The organism is Streptomyces sp. NPDC111744 (assembly GCF_055634995.1).
This window is the reverse complement of sequence record NZ_JBVKCG010000004.1, coordinates 237,390-251,660: the sequence shown is the minus strand read 5'-3', so window position 1 is coordinate 251,660 and position 14,271 is coordinate 237,390. Positions and strand designations below refer to the sequence as shown.

The following is a 14,271-nucleotide window of genomic DNA, read 5'->3' as shown; positions in this document are numbered from 1 at the left end:
GGCTCACGTGTCCGGCCGGCGGCCGGGGTACGGCCGCGTCGGGCCGTGATCATCAGGCCGCACACGCTGCCGGCAGGCAGCCGCGTGCGTCCGTGTGAACGCCACGCCGCCTACCCGCCCCGAGCGCGCCTCGACCCCTGAGAACAGCGGAACCCTCACACACCCAAAGCGCACGTCGGCCAAGGAGAACAGCAGGCCCCTCACATGCCCGGCGCGCGCGTCGGCCCGTGAGACTCCAGGCTGCTCACCCGTCTAGAGCATCGCCGCGTCGGTCCGGGAGAACACCAGGTCGCTCTCCTCGGTCACCGGCCGGTCCCAGCGGACCGGGGCCACCGGCTCGCCGTACAGCGCCCGGGGGTAGCCGTCGGCCGCGTAGCTGTTGGCGAGCCGGTAGACGTGGTAGCCGGCGTCGGTCATGGTGCGCAGCAGGTCGTCCGGCGAGTCGCCCAGCTGGGCCATGCGGTCGGGGGTGACCTCGACGGTGATCTCGGCGTCCGGGCGCAGTTTCTCCAGCAGCGGGGCGAGCCCGCGCACCACCGCGCCCTCCGCTCCCTCCACGTCGATCTTGATGACGCGCGCGGTCTCGATCTCCTTGGGCCGGAGCAGCTCGGGCAGCGGCACGGCCTCGATGTCGAAGCTCGACTCGGCCGGGCCGTCCCACGGGACGATGCTGTTGGCGCCCATGTTGCGGGAGCTGGCGAGCACGAAGGTCAGGGTGCGGTGGGCGTCGGAGACGGCAGCGTTGACCGCCCGGATGTTCCGGCAGCCGTTGAGCGCGCTCTGCTGTTCGAGACGGCGGTGGAAGGCGGGGGAGGCCTCGACGGCCACGACCCGGCCCCGCTCCCCGACCAGCTGGGAGGCGAGGACGCTGAAGACGCCGATGTTGGCGCCGACGTCGACGAAGCAGTCCCCCGGCGCCAGCCGGCCGCGCAGCCAGCGGGTCATGTGCGGTTCCCACACCCCGAAGAGGTAGAGGTAGCGCTGGATGAGGTCCTGGGTGTCGACCGCGAACCGGGCACCGGAGCGTGTCTCGACGACCCGTCGGCGAGGGTGGTCGCGTAGGTAGGGGTTGAGCACGCGGGCGGCGAGGGTCTTGCCCCAGGGGCCGGGGAAGTCGCGGACGTAACGGCGGCCGAGGGTGGCCAGGAGTTCGGTGAGTTCGGTGGGGTCCGTGCCGGTGGTGCTCATCCGCTAGTCAGTGACCCCTTTGCCGTTGATCCGGATCGCCTGGGACGGGCAGCGCTCGGCGATGTCCCGGACCAGTTCGTCGTCCCCGGACTCCTCCCGTCCGGGCAGGACGAAACCGTACCCGTCCCCGAAGCCGAACACAGCGGTGCCCTGAAGGCACACTCACCCGACCCATAACAGACATCGGCGTCGACGGAGACCTTCATGGGAAGTCCCCTGCCCACCGGACGGCCCACTGAACCGGCCTATGTGAAGGGCAGCTCCAGCATCCGGATCGCGTTCCCGCGCAGCAGCTTGTAGGCGACCTCCGGCGCCAGTCCGCCCACGTGTTCCTGGGCGACCCGCTTGGTCTCCGGCCAGGTCGAGTCGACGTGCGGGTAGTCCGTCTCGAAGGTCGCGTTGTCCACGCCGACCGTCTCGATGGACTCGATGCCGTGCCGGTCACGGAAGAAGCAGCAGAAGATCTGCCGGTAGTAGTACGTCGACGGGGGCTCCGGGATCAGGTCCTTGACCCCGCCCCAGGCCCGGTGCTCCTCCCAGACGTCGTCGGCGCGCTCCAGGGCGTACGGGATCCAGCCCATCTGGCCCTCGCTGTACGCCAGTTTGAGCCGGGGGAACCTGACCAGGACCCCGGAGAAGAGGAAGTCCATCATCGAGGCCATGGCGTTGTTGAAGCTGAGCGCGGCCTGCACGGCGGGCGGGGCGTCGGGGGAGGCGGCGGGCATCTGCGAGCTGCTGCCGATGTGCATGTTGACGACCGTCCCGGTCTCCTCGCAGACCGCGAAGAACGGGTCCCAGTAGCCGGAGTGGATGGACGGCAGGCCCAGATAGGTCGGGATCTCGCTGAAGGTGACCGCCCGGACGCCCCGCTCGGCGTTGCGCCGGATCTCGGCGACAGCCAGGTCGATGTCCCACAGCGGGATCAGGCACAGCGGGATCAGCCGGCCGCCGCTGTCGCCGCACCACTCCTCGACCATCCAGTCGTTGTAGGCGCGGACGCAGGCCAGCGCGACCTCCTTGTCCTCGGCCTCGGCGAAGGTCTGCCCGCAGAAGCGGGGGAAGGTGGGGAAGCAGAGGGAGGCCTCGACATGGTTCATGTCCATGTCGTCCAGGCGGGCCTTGGGGTCCCAGCAGCCGCGCCGCATCTCCTCCCGGGTGATGCCGTCGAGTGTCATCTCGTCGCGGGAGAAGCCGACGGCCGCGATGATGCGCTTGTACGGGAAGAGCAGGCCCTCGTACTCCCACCAGTCGGTGATCTGGCCGGCGGGGTCGGTGGTGAACCGGTACTTGCCGCCGACGTAGGCGAGTTCGCCGATGCCCGCGGTGAAGGGCTTGGGGCCCTTGTCGCGGTACTTGCCCGGCAGCCACCTCTCGAAGAGGTGCGCGGGCTCGATCACATGGTCGTCCACGCTGACGACCCTGGGCAGATCCTGGGTGCCGGTCGCGTTCTCTGCCATGCCTACCCCCTGCTGCCTGCTTGGACGCCCGAATAACTGACGGACCATCAGATTTCGGTTCGGCTCTCAGGCTAGGCCCAGGAGCCGGTGCCAGCAAGAGCCGCCGGACCTCTTGCGACCCGCGCCGCCTTCCGCTGAACTGACGGAGGGTCAGATCAGTGGTGGATCCGGGGAGGGTGCGGGATGCGATCAGCCTTGCTGAGCGGTGCCGAATGGTTCGCGGTGCTCCGCATCGGGCTCGGTCTGTGGTGGCTGGAGAGCTGGCGGCACAAGGACAAGAAGCAGTGGTTCGGCGGCGGGGGCATCCAGTGGGCGGCCGGTGTCGCGGAGAAGCACCGCTGGCGGGTGGTCCGGCGGGGCTTCGACGTCGTCGTCGCGCCACGTCCCCGGCTGATGGCCTGTGTCGTGGCGTACGCGGAACTGGCCCTCGGCCTCGGCCTGGCGTCCGGCTTGCTCACACCGATCGCCCTGGTGGCCGGGTTCCTGCTCAACCTGGTCTACCTGGTCCTGATGATCCACGACTGGGCGGAGCAGGGGCAGAACCTGATGATGGCCCTGATCTCCGCGGTCGGCCTCTTCGCGATGTGCTGGCAGACCTGGTCCCTGGACTCGGCACTGGGCCTGTTCCTCTGACCCACGCTTTTCCCGCCCGCCGCACAGCGGCCTGTGGCCTGTGGCCTTCACCAGCGGCATGCCTATGGCGTCTTCGCGGCCGGCGTGGCACCCTGCCCCCGCCCGGAAGCGAGGAGGCGGAGATGACCGGTCCCTCGGTGGAGCTGCTCAGAAAACTGCACTCCGCGCGTGCGCACAGTGCGTACGCACGTGCGCTGGCCGTCTGCCGCCATGCCGGGGTCGATCCCGACGCGGCGCAGACCGTGCCGACGAGCCCGGTCGGCCGGGCCGCACACGCGCTCCGGCTGTCCGCCCAGTCCCTCGGCGCCCTGGCCGACACCACGCCCGACCCGGCGGCGGACGCCCGCTGCGCCCGCAACGCCGCCGCCACCGCGGCGCTGGCGGCACAGGTGGCCGGGTCCCTGGACGACCGCCCCGAGGCGGCCGCGGCCCTGAGCGCCGCCCTCACCGCGTCCCGGGCGGCCGCGGTGGCGGCCGGCGGCACAGCGGCGGGACAGGACACGGCTCTGAACGCGGCGGCAGACGACGCGGAGGAACAGGCGGTGATAGCGGCACGTACGGCGGGCTGGATACGGCGCTGAAGACACGTAGGCGTGTCGCGCCAGGTGCCTCATGGACCCACGGCGAACGGTGCGCCCGTGCCGTTCGGCACCGGTCCCTCCCCACGTGGGGACCGGTGCCGAACGGCGAGGGCGGCCTCAGGCCCCCAAGGGCCCGCTCAGTCGGAGAGAGCAGCTGCCGTCGTCGCGCCACTCCGGCGGGTAATTGCCGGTGGAATCTGACCGAGAACATGCGGTGCCGTGCACTGTCTCCGTGGACGCTGAGCTGGTCGGCCTTGTCGGGCGACGCCCGACTACCGCCTTGCTGGGGCGAAATCCTGCCAGCCGAGGTGCCCATTTGAGGAGGCCATGACGTCCGGCCCAAGGCTTCGCCGCAGGTCAGCCGTATAAAGTGAGTTTTCCGGTCCGGATGTTCAGCAGCGGGGGAAGTAAGGGGTGGAGCGCCTTGGGTCCCGACGCAGGGGCACGCGCAGCCTTCGCGGAACGTCTCGCGTTGCTGTACAAGGAGGCCGGCAATCCTCCGCTCAAACGCGTCGCCGAGGCGGTCGACCGACTGCATCGCGTCGACGAGCGGGGCCGGCCCGTGCGGGTCTCCGCCCAGCGGATCAGCGACTGGCGGCGGGCGAGGAACGTGCCCGCTCAGTTCGCCGCGCTCTCCGCGGTACTCCATGTCCTCATCCCACAGGCCCGGCGCTCCCAGCCGGCGCCGGTCTCCTCCGGGCTGTACGACCTGACCCACTGGCAGAAGCTGTGGGAGCAGGCCGTGGCCGATCCGGTCGGCGAGCTGCCGGTGCCGGAGGCGGCGGAGGGCACGGAAGTACCACCGCTGGTCGACAGCGTCTGCCCGTATCGCGGCCTGGCCTCCTACCGCCGCGAGGACGCGCGCTGGTTCTTCGGCCGGGAGCGCAGCACCGACGCCCTGGTCGCCCAGCTCCGGTCGGCGCAGGCGGACGGCGGCCTGGTCATGCTGGTCGGCGCCTCGGGGGCGGGAAAGTCCTCACTGCTGAACGCCGGCCTGGTCGACGCGCTGCAGAACGGCGCCCTGGCCGATGACGAGGACCGCCCGCACGAGGTCCTGCAGCTTGTCCCCGGAGCGGACCCCGTCAAGGAACTGACGCGTCGCATACCCGAGCTGGCCGATCTGGCGGACCTGGACGATCCGGAGGCCGTGCGGGAGGCGGTCGCGGCCTGGGCCGCACGCGAGGCCGAGGATGTTTCACGTGAAACATGGCCCTCGGGATCCGCTACGGCACGTCCGGTCGTGATCGTGGACCAGTTCGAGGAGACCTTCACCCTCTGCACCGACGAGACGGACCGCCGTACCTTCGTCCGGCTCCTGCACACGGCCAGTACCTCCGCCGCCCCCGGTGAACCGGCCCCTGCCCTGGTCGTCCTCGGTATCCGTGCCGACTTCTACGAGCTGTGCCTGGGCTACCCCGAGCTGGCCGACGCGCTCCAGCACCGGCACATGGTGCTCGGCCCGCTGACCACCGCCGAGCTGCGCGAGGCCGTGACCAGCCCCGCCAAGGCGGTGGGCCTGGAGCTGGAACCCGGCCTCGCCGAGCTGATCGTCCGTGAGGTGAGCGCCGACGGCCCGCGTGGCGCCCATGACGCCGGCGTCCTGCCGCTGCTCTCGCACGCCCTGCTCGCCACCTGGCAGCGCCGCAAGGCCGGTCGCCTGACGCTGGCCGGCTACCGGGCGGCCGGCGGTATCCAGGGCGCTGTCGCCGCGACCGCCGAGCGCGCCTGGTCCAGCCTGGACCCGGCCGCCCGCACCGCCGCCCGGCTGCTGCTGCTCCGCCTGGTCCGCCTCGGCGAGGACACCCAGGCGACCCGCAGGCGGGGCACCCGGCGCCAGCTGGCCGCCGAGTCCACCGACCCGAACAAGACGGAGGAGTCGCTGGAGGCCCTGGTCCGGGCCCGCCTTGTGACGCTTGACTCGGACACCGTGGAGATCACCCACGAGGCGCTGCTGCACGCCTGGCCCCGGCTGCGTGAGTGGCTCGACGAGGACCGCAACGGCAATCTGCTGCGCCAGCGCCTGGAGGAGGACGGCCGGTCCTGGGACGAGTCGGGCCACGACTCCGCCCTGCTGTACCGGGGCTCGCGGCTGGAACAGGCTCATACCTGGGCGAAGTCGGCCGGCGACACCTTCCTTACCCGTAGCGCGGTGGAGTTCCTGGCGGCCTCGGTACGGCTGCGCCGGCGCACGGTGTGGATCAGCCGGGCCGCCGTGTCGGCGCTGGTCGTGCTGGCGGTTCTGGCCGGCGGCTCCGCGGTGATCGCCCGGCAGCAACGGGACGACGCGATGTTCGAGCAGGTGGTCGCGGAGGCCGACCGGTTCCAGTACTCGGACCCGGCGCTCTCCGCCCAGCTCGACCTGGTCGCACATCGTCTGCGCCCGGACGACGAGGGCGCCAACAACCGCCTGATCTCCATCGTCAACGCCCCCCTGGCCACCCCGCTGCTCGGCCACACCGGCGCCGTCTACCTCACCAGCTTCAGCCCCGACGGCAAGGTCCTGGCCACGGCCGCCTACGACCGCACGGTCCGCCTGTGGGACGTGAGCGACCCGACCCGCCCCAAGGCCCTCGGCAAGCCGCTGCTCGGCCACACGAGCTGGGTCTCCAGCGCGGTGTTCAGCCCGGACGGCCGCACCCTGGCCAGCGCCGGCGACGACGGCACCGTACGCCTGTGGAACGTCTCCGACCCGAAGCACCCGGCGTCCCTGGGCACCCCGCTGAGCGGTCACGACGGCACGATCTATCTGGTCGCCTTCAGCCCCGACGGCCACACCCTGGCCACCGCCGACGAGGACCACACCGTCCGCCTGTGGAACGTGCACAACCCGCGCCACCCCACGCCACTTGGCACCCTCACCGGCCATTCAGAAGCCGTACGCTCCATCGCGTTCAGCCCCGACGGCCGCACCCTCGCGGCCGGCAGCGACGACAACTCGATCCTCCTCTACGACGTCTCCGACCCCCGGCGCCCCGAGCGCGTCGGCGCGCCGCTGACCGGGCATTCCGCGACCGTGCACTCTGTGGCCTTCAGCCCGGACGGCCACACCCTCGCGAGCGGCAGCAAGGACGACACCGTACGGCTGTGGGACGTCACCGACCGGGCGCACGCCAAGGCCCTCGGCGGGCCGCTCACCGGACACACCGGGCCTGTCTGGTCGGTGGCCTTCAGTCCCGACGGCTCGATGCTCGCCGCGGGCAGCGCGGACTCCACGGCCAGCGTGTGGAACGTCGGCAATCCGGCCTTTCCCTCCCAGGTGGGCGAGCCGCTCGCGGGCAGCAGCGGCGAGATGTACGCCGTCGGCTGGAGCCCCGACGGGCACACCCTCGCCACCGGCAGCGGTGACGGCAAGGTACGGCTGTGGTCGATCCCGGGTGCGGACATGATCGGCGTGGCAGGGGCGTTCAGCCCCGACGGCCGCGTCCTGGCCACCGGTGGCGGCGACAGCCGGATGCGGCTGTGGAACATCACGGATCCGGCCCGGCCCATGGCACTCGGCAAGCCGTTCAGGACCGGGTGGCGGGACCTGCGCTCGATGGTGTTCACCCGCGACGCCCGCACCCTCGTCATCCTGACCGGCGAGAACAACGTCAACTGGGTACAGCTGTGGAACATCTCCGACCCCGCCCACCCCAGCCAGTACGGCGCGCCCGTCCGGCTGGACACCCGCTACGCCGGGGCCGAGGCGCTGGCGCTGAGCCCGGACGGGCGCACCGTGGCCGCCGACTACGACGACCGCACGGTCCAGTTGCTGGACATCACGGACCCGGCACACCCGAGGCGGATCGGCGAGCCCCTCAAGGGCCACACCGGTTATGTCAACGCGCTGGTCTTCAGCCCGGACGGCCAAACCCTGGCCAGCGGCAGCGCGGACGGCACGGTCCGCCTGTGGAACGTCTCCGACCGGGCCCGCGCCAAGTCCCTGGGCGGTCCCCTCGAAGGCCACCTGGGCCCCATCAACACCCTCGCCTACAGCCCCGACGGAGCCACCCTGGCCAGCGGCAGCGACGACGACACGGTCCGCCTCTGGAACGTCTCCGATCCCGCCCGGGCGACCCGCCTGGGCTCGGCCCTCACCGGCCACACCGAGGCGGTGGTGTCCCTGACCTTCAGCCGGAACGGCCGGACCCTGGCCAGCGGCGGCAACGACAACACGGTCCGTCTGTGGAACGTCTCGTCCCCGGCCTCCGCCCACCCCATCGGCCAGTCCATGAGCCCCAACGCCAAGACGGGCAACTTCCTCTCCTTCAGCCCGAAGAGCAACATGCTGGGCGTCTCCAGCGGCGCCGGCACGGTCCGTCTGTGGAGCCTGGACGTCGACCACGCGGTCAGCCGTATCTGCTCGGTCACCCGGAACGTACTGACCGAGGCAAAGTGGCGGGAGTACCTCCCCCGCCTCGCCTACGACCCGCCCTGTGCCGACTGATCCCCTCCTCCGCGTGACGGCCTTTGAGTGATACCGATCACAACTGCTCATGACGGCCGCGAAGTTGACTCCCTTCGCCCAGGCCACCTTGTTAGGCTGGTCGCAACCCGGTCGCTGGTGCATCCCCCGTCGCCAGCGACCGGGCCTTTCCATACCCGCCGGCGGAAAGCGAACCGGCCCGGTCGGCCACCGACCATGAACGCCCACCCATGCCAAAGGCCCCCGATCCATCCGGACCGGGGGCCTTCGTGCTGGTGGGGCTAACAGGATTTGAACCTGTGGCCTCATCCTTATCAGGGATGCGCTCTAACCAACTGAGCTATAGCCCCGCCGCGCTCTGCGGGGTGTGTCTCCCGCGCGCTGACTCCTGAAGATTAGCGCACGACCGGGGCAGTCCCAAAATCGGTTGTCGGGGGACCGACAGCAGAGGTTTGAACTCCGGTTACTCGTCCTCGGCCAAGGTCAGCTCGATGCCGCCGACGAAGCCCGCGGACAGGTTGTAGATGAACGCGCCGAGGGTCGCCAGCGCCGTCGCGAGGACGACGTCGATGACCGCGATGATCGCCGTGAACATCAGGACGTGCGGGAGAGACAGGAACGACTGGAGGTCGAAGCCGTTCGACTCGTTCGAACCGGTCGCCTCCGAGATCGTGCCGCCGACCGTCGAGAACACGCCCATCGCGTCCAGGACCATCCACAGCACCGCCGCCGCCACGATCGAGCAGATGCCCAGCGCGATGGAGAGCAGGAAGCTGACCTTCATCACCGACCACGGGTCGGCCTTGGCGACCCGCAGCCGGGCCTTGCGGGTGCGGGGGGCGGTGCGCGCGCCGGCGCCGGTGCGCGGCCGTCGTACCGCCCCCGCGGGCGCCTGCGCGGCCTGCGCCGCCGGGTAGGCCTGCGGCGGGTGGTAGGGCCCTGCTGGCTGCTCGGGACGCCGTTCCCCGGGGAGCGGGGAGGTGTTCGGCTGCTGCGCCGGCTGGGCGCCCGCAGCGGCCTGGCCTCGGGTGTCGGTCACGGTTCCCCCCTGGGTTCCCTGCGCGTCCGGCGCGGACGCCCTCTCGGGCGCCTTGACCGCCTTCAGCTGGGTGGTGTGCGTGTCCATCGGCTGCGCACCACCCTCAATGGCCCCGCCGGACGCGGCGGAGCCACGGCCGCCGCCGCCCGCATCCGTACCCGTCGAGGTACCGGCCGATCCGGCGCCCGTGGCTCCGCTCACGATGACTCTCTCCTCGTGCTACTCGGACGAGGGCGCCTCACCCTCGTCCGTGCCGCTGGTCGCGGCACCCTCGGCGGTCTCGTCCACGGTGTCCTCACCGTCGACTTCCTCCGCCTCGCTGCCGGCCTCGGCGTTACGTGCGATACCGACCACGGCATCGCGCTTGCCCAGGTTGATCAGTTGGACGCCCATGGTGTCACGGCCCGTCTCCCTGACCCCGCTGACTCGCGTACGAATCACACCGCCGGACAGGCTGATGGCGAGGATCTCGTCGTTCTCCTCGACGATCAGCGCGCCGACGAGCGAACCGCGGTCCTCCACGATCTTGGCGGCCTTGATGCCGAGGCCGCCACGGCCCTGGACGCGGTACTCGTCGACACGGGTCCGCTTCGCGTACCCCCCGTCGGTGGCAGTGAACACGAACGTACCGGGTCGAACAACATTCATCGACAGAAGTTCATCGCTCTCGCGGAAACTCATGCCCTTGACACCGGAGGTGGCCCGGCCCATGGGACGCAGAGTGTCATCGGAGGCGGTGAACCTGATCGACTGTGCCTTCTTGCTGATCAGAAGCAGATCATCGTCCGCCGAGACCAGTTCCGCTCCGATCAGTTCGTCGTCGGAACCGTCCTCACGCTCCCGCAGGTTGATCGCGATGACGCCGCCGGAACGGGGCGAATCGTAATCCTTCAGAGGCGTCTTCTTGACCAGACCGGCCTTGGTGGCGAGCACCAGGTAGGGCGCCGCGTTGTAGTCACGGATGGCGAGGATCTCGGCGATCGCCTCGTCCGGCTGGAAGGCCAGCAGGTTCGCCACGTGCTGACCGCGCGCGTCACGCCCCGCGTCCGGCAGCTCGTACGCCTTCGCCCGGTACACCCGGCCCTTGTTGGTGAAGAACAGCAGCCAGTGGTGCGTGGTGGAGACGAAGAAGTGGTCGACGATGTCGTCTTCCTTCAGCTTCGCCCCGCGTACGCCCTTCCCGCCGCGCTTCTGCGCCCGGTAGTCGTCCGTCTTGGTCCGCTTGACGTACCCGCCGCGCGTGACCGTGACGACGATGTCCTCCTCGGCGATCAGGTCCTCGATGGACATGTCACCGTCGTAGGGCACCAGCATGGTCTTACGGTCGTCGCCGTACTTCTCGACGATCGCGGCCAGCTCCTCGCTGACGATGCCGCGCTGGCGGACCGGCGAGGCCAGGATCGCGTTGTACTCGGTGATCTTCGCCTGGAGCTCGTCGTGCTCCTGGATGATCTTCTGACGCTCCAGGGCGGCCAGTCGGCGCAGCTGCATCTCGAGGATGGCGTTGGCCTGGATCTCGTCGATCTCCAGGAGCCCCATCAGGCCCGTACGCGCGATCTCGACCGTGTCACTGGCCCGGATCAGCGCAATGACCTCGTCGATCGCGTCCAGCGCCTTCAGCAGACCGCGCAGGATGTGCGCCCGCTCCTCGGCCTTGCGCAGCCTGAACCGCGTACGGCGGACGATGACCTCGATCTGGTGCGTCACCCAGTGCCGGATGAACGCGTCGAGGGAGAGCGTGCGCGGCACGCCGTCGACCAGCGCCAGCATGTTGGCGCCGAAGTTCGACTGCAGGTCGGTGTGCTTGTAGAGGTTGTTCAGGACGACCTTGGCGACCGCGTCCCGCTTCAGCACGATCACCAGACGCTGACCGGTACGCGACGAGGTCTCGTCCCGGACGTCCGCGATGCCGCCGACCTTGCCGTCCTTCACCAGGTCGGCGATCTTCTGCGCCAGGTTGTCGGGGTTGGTCTGGTACGGCAGTTCCGTGACCACCAGGCACTGGCGGTTCTGGATCTCCTCGACCTCGACGACCGCCCGCATGGTGATCGAGCCGCGGCCCGTGCGGTACGCCTCCTCGATGCCCTTGCGGCCCACGACCAGCGCACCGGTCGGGAAGTCCGGGCCCTTGATCCGCTCGATCAGCGCGTCCAGGAGCTCCTCGTGCGAGGCCTCCGGGTTCTCCAGGTACCACTGGGCGCCGGCCGCGACCTCGCGCAGGTTGTGCGGCGGGATGTTGGTCGCCATGCCGACCGCGATCCCGGCGGAGCCGTTGATCAGCAGGTTCGGGAAGCGGGCGGGCAGAACGGTCGGCTCCTGGGAGCGGCCGTCGTAGTTGTCCGTGAAGTCGACGGTCTCCTCGTCGATGTCACGGACCATCTCCATCGACAGCGGCGCCAGCTTGCACTCGGTGTACCGCATGGCGGCCGCCGGGTCGTTGCCCGGGGAGCCGAAGTTGCCGTTGGAGTCCACCAGCGGCATCCGCATCGACCACGGCTGGGCGAGGCGCACCAGGGCGTCGTAGATCGAGGAGTCGCCGTGCGGGTGGTAGTTGCCCATGACGTCACCGACGACACGGGCGCACTTGTAGAAGCCGCGCTCGGGGCGGTAGCCGCCGTCGTACATGGCGTACAGGACGCGGCGGTGGACGGGCTTGAGGCCGTCCCGGACATCGGGCAGCGCACGGGACACGATGACGGACATCGCGTAGTCCAGGTATGAGCGCTGCATCTCCGTCTCGAGCCCCACGGGCTCGACACGCATCACGAGTTCGCCGCCCTCTTCAGGGGTGACGGGAGTGTTCTCGTCGGCCATTGCTGGTGAAGATCCTTCCCTGTGCGGTCAGCTGAGACCGACTCAGATGTCGAGGAAGCGGACGTCCTTGGCGTTGCGCTGGATGAACGCGCGGCGGGCCTCGACGTCCTCGCCCATCAGGACCGAGAACAGGTCGTCGGCCTGGGCGGCGTCATCGAGGGTGACCTGACCGAGGACGCGGTGCTCCTGGTCCATGGTCGTGATGCGCAGCTCCTCGGCGTTCATCTCGCCGAGACCCTTGAAGCGCTGGATCGAGTCCTCGCGGACGCGCTTGCCGCGCTGCCGCCCCATCTCGAGCAGCGCGTCGCGCTCACGGTCCGAGTACGCGTACTCCATGTCGTCCCGGCCCCACTTGATCTTGTACAGCGGCGGTCGGGAGAGGTACACATGCCCGGCCTCGACCAGCGGTCGCATGAAGCGGAACAGGAAGGTCAGCAGCAGCGTGCTGATGTGCTGGCCGTCGACGTCGGCGTCCGCCATCAGGATGATCTTGTGATAGCGGAGCTTCGAGATGTCGAAGTCCTCGTGCACACCGGTGCCGAACGCCGAGATCAGCGCCTGGATCTCCTGGTTCTGCAGGATCTTGTCGATCCGCGCCTTCTCCACGTTGAGGATCTTGCCGCGGATCGGGAGGATCGCCTGGTACTGCGGGTTACGGCCGGACTTGGCCGAACCGCCGGCGGAGTCACCCTCGACGATGAAGATCTCGCACTTGGTGGGGTCGTTCGACTGGCAGTCGGAGAGCTTGCCCGGCAGCGACGCCGACTCGAGGAGACCCTTGCGCCGAGTGAGATCCCGGGCCTTGCGGGCCGCCACGCGCGCCGTGGCCGCCTGGATGCCCTTGCGGATGATGTCCGCCGCCTCGACCGGGTTGCGGTCCAGCCAGTCGTTCAGGTGCTCGTAGACCGCCCTCTGCACGAAGGTCTTGGCCTCCGTGTTGCCCAGCTTGGTCTTCGTCTGACCCTCGAACTGCGGCTCGCTCAGCTTCACCGAGATGATCGCGGTCAGACCCTCACGGATGTCGTCACCGGTGAGGTTGTCGTCCTTCTCGCGGAGCAGCTTCTTGTCACGCGCGTACTTGTTGATCAGCGAGGTCAGCGCCGCACGGAAGCCCTCCTCGTGGGTACCACCCTCATGCGTGTGGATGATGTTGGCGAACGAGTACACACCCTCGCTGTAGCCGCTGTTCCACTGCATGGCGACCTCGAGGGACAGGCTCTTGTCCTTGTCCTCGGCCTCCAGGTCGATGATCGTCGGGTGCACCACGTCTCCCTTGCGGGAGTTGAGGTACTTCACGAAGTCGACGATGCCGCCCTCGTAGTGGTACGTGACGGTCTTGACCTCGGCCTTCTCGTCGGCACCCGCCTCGTCCGCCCCGGCCACCGCCTTCGCCGACTCGCGCTCGTCGGTGAGCCGGATCGTCAGGCCCTTGTTGAGGAACGCCATCTCCTGGAAGCGCCGCGAGAGCGTCTCGAAGGAGTACTCGGTGGTCTCGAAGATGTCCGGGTCCGCCCAGAACGTGACCGACGTGCCGGTCTCGCTCGTCTCCTCGTGCTTGACGAGCGGAGCCGTCGGGACACCCAGCTTGTAGTCCTGTGTCCAGCGGTGACCGTCGGTCTTGATCTCGACGGACACCTTGGACGACAGCGCGTTCACGACGGAGACACCCACACCGTGCAGACCGCCGGAGACGGCGTAACCGCCGCCGCCGAACTTGCCGCCCGCGTGCAGCACGGTCAGCACGACCTCGACGGCCGGCTTGCCCTCGGACGCCACGATGCCGACGGGGATGCCGCGGCCGTTGTCGACGACTCGCACGCCGCCGTCGGCGAGGATCGTCACGTCGATGGTGTCCGCGTGGCCCGCCAGAGCCTCGTCGACGGAGTTGTCCACGACCTCGTACACAAGGTGGTGCAGGCCGCGCTCGCCGGTGGAGCCGATGTACATACCGGGTCGCTTGCGGACCGCGTCCAGCCCTTCGAGCACGGTGATGGCGCTGGCGTCGTAGGAGGCGGTGACTTCACCGTTCGCGCCGGCGTCGATGGACGGGATGTTCTCGTTGGGGTTGCCGGAATCGGCCACGAAGCGCCCTTTCTGGCACAGGCACGAGCCAGGCTCGTCGGCGGGTTGCCGGAGCGGCTGCGGCATGTTGCG

9 protein-coding genes and 1 tRNA gene are annotated in these 14,271 nt (G+C 69.6%); 3 read left to right on the top strand and 7 right to left on the bottom strand.

From position 1 onward, the window contains the following. Nucleotides 1-252: 252 nt before the first annotated feature. The 3 genes from ACZ7OO_RS11325 to ACZ7OO_RS11315 form a co-directional block, all read right to left on the bottom strand. Nucleotides 253-1,188 carry an FkbM family methyltransferase gene (locus ACZ7OO_RS11325; RefSeq protein ID WP_471503776.1) on the bottom strand — a complete coding sequence of 312 codons (936 nt, stop codon included), beginning with the start codon at nt 1,186-1,188 and terminating at the stop codon, nt 253-255. A gap of 3 nt (nt 1,189-1,191) precedes the next feature. After that, nucleotides 1,192-1,329, bottom strand: a complete 138-nt coding sequence (locus tag ACZ7OO_RS11320; protein ID WP_471503774.1) for a ferredoxin — start codon at nt 1,327-1,329, stop codon at nt 1,192-1,194. A gap of 104 nt (nt 1,330-1,433) precedes the next feature. Further along, nucleotides 1,434-2,645, bottom strand: coding sequence for an amidohydrolase family protein (locus ACZ7OO_RS11315; RefSeq protein WP_471503772.1), 1,212 nt, complete (start codon nt 2,643-2,645; stop codon nt 1,434-1,436). Between the two features lie 183 nt (nt 2,646-2,828). On the opposite strand from ACZ7OO_RS11315, the gene ACZ7OO_RS11310 reads away from it, so the two are divergent. The 3 genes from ACZ7OO_RS11310 (at nt 2,829) to ACZ7OO_RS11300 (ending at nt 8,285) form a co-directional block, all read left to right on the top strand. Continuing rightward, nucleotides 2,829-3,278 carry a DoxX family protein gene (locus ACZ7OO_RS11310; RefSeq protein ID WP_471503770.1) on the top strand — a complete coding sequence of 150 codons (450 nt, stop codon included), beginning with the start codon at nt 2,829-2,831 and terminating at the stop codon, nt 3,276-3,278. A gap of 122 nt (nt 3,279-3,400) precedes the next feature. Further along, nucleotides 3,401-3,859: a hypothetical protein gene (locus ACZ7OO_RS11305; protein ID WP_471503768.1), complete on the top strand. Its 459-nt coding sequence runs from the start codon at nt 3,401-3,403 to the stop codon at nt 3,857-3,859. 388 nt (nt 3,860-4,247) lie between these two features. Beyond that, a complete protein-coding gene (locus ACZ7OO_RS11300) occupies nt 4,248-8,285 on the top strand; it encodes an nSTAND1 domain-containing NTPase (RefSeq protein WP_471504254.1) in 4,038 nt (1,345 codons plus the stop codon). 252 nt (nt 8,286-8,537) lie between these two features. Here the strand turns inward: ACZ7OO_RS11300 and ACZ7OO_RS11295 are convergent. The 4 genes from ACZ7OO_RS11295 to gyrB all read right to left on the bottom strand — a co-directional run bounded on the left by ACZ7OO_RS11295 (nt 8,538) and on the right by gyrB (nt 14,199). Continuing rightward, nucleotides 8,538-8,614, bottom strand: a tRNA-Ile gene (locus ACZ7OO_RS11295). A 113-nt stretch (nt 8,615-8,727) separates the two neighbouring features. Further along, nucleotides 8,728-9,504, bottom strand: coding sequence for a DUF3566 domain-containing protein (locus tag ACZ7OO_RS11290; protein WP_471503766.1), 777 nt, complete (start codon nt 9,502-9,504; stop codon nt 8,728-8,730). An 18-nt stretch (nt 9,505-9,522) separates the two neighbouring features. Continuing rightward, a complete protein-coding gene (gene gyrA / locus ACZ7OO_RS11285; protein WP_471503765.1) occupies nt 9,523-12,117 on the bottom strand; it encodes a DNA gyrase subunit A in 2,595 nt (864 codons plus the stop codon). Between the two features lie 42 nt (nt 12,118-12,159). Continuing rightward, nucleotides 12,160-14,199, bottom strand: a complete 2,040-nt coding sequence (gene gyrB / locus ACZ7OO_RS11280; RefSeq protein ID WP_471503764.1) for a DNA topoisomerase (ATP-hydrolyzing) subunit B — start codon at nt 14,197-14,199, stop codon at nt 12,160-12,162. Nucleotides 14,200-14,271: the final 72 nt, after the last annotated feature.

What these genes read in the sequence shown, in the direction of transcription:
- ACZ7OO_RS11325 (WP_471503776.1), bottom strand. Translation starts at nt 1,188, where the DNA reads ATGAGCACCACCGGCACGGACCCCACCGAACTCACCGAACTCCTGGCC.
- ACZ7OO_RS11315 (WP_471503772.1), bottom strand. Translation starts at nt 2,645, where the DNA reads ATGGCAGAGAACGCGACCGGCACCCAGGATCTGCCCAGGGTCGTCAGC.
- ACZ7OO_RS11310 (WP_471503770.1), top strand. Translation starts at nt 2,829, where the DNA reads ATGCGATCAGCCTTGCTGAGCGGTGCCGAATGGTTCGCGGTGCTCCGC.
- ACZ7OO_RS11305 (WP_471503768.1), top strand. Translation starts at nt 3,401, where the DNA reads ATGACCGGTCCCTCGGTGGAGCTGCTCAGAAAACTGCACTCCGCGCGT.
- ACZ7OO_RS11300 (WP_471504254.1), top strand. Translation starts at nt 4,248, where the DNA reads ATGTTCAGCAGCGGGGGAAGTAAGGGGTGGAGCGCCTTGGGTCCCGAC.
- gyrA (WP_471503765.1), bottom strand. Translation starts at nt 12,117, where the DNA reads ATGGCCGACGAGAACACTCCCGTCACCCCTGAAGAGGGCGGCGAACTC.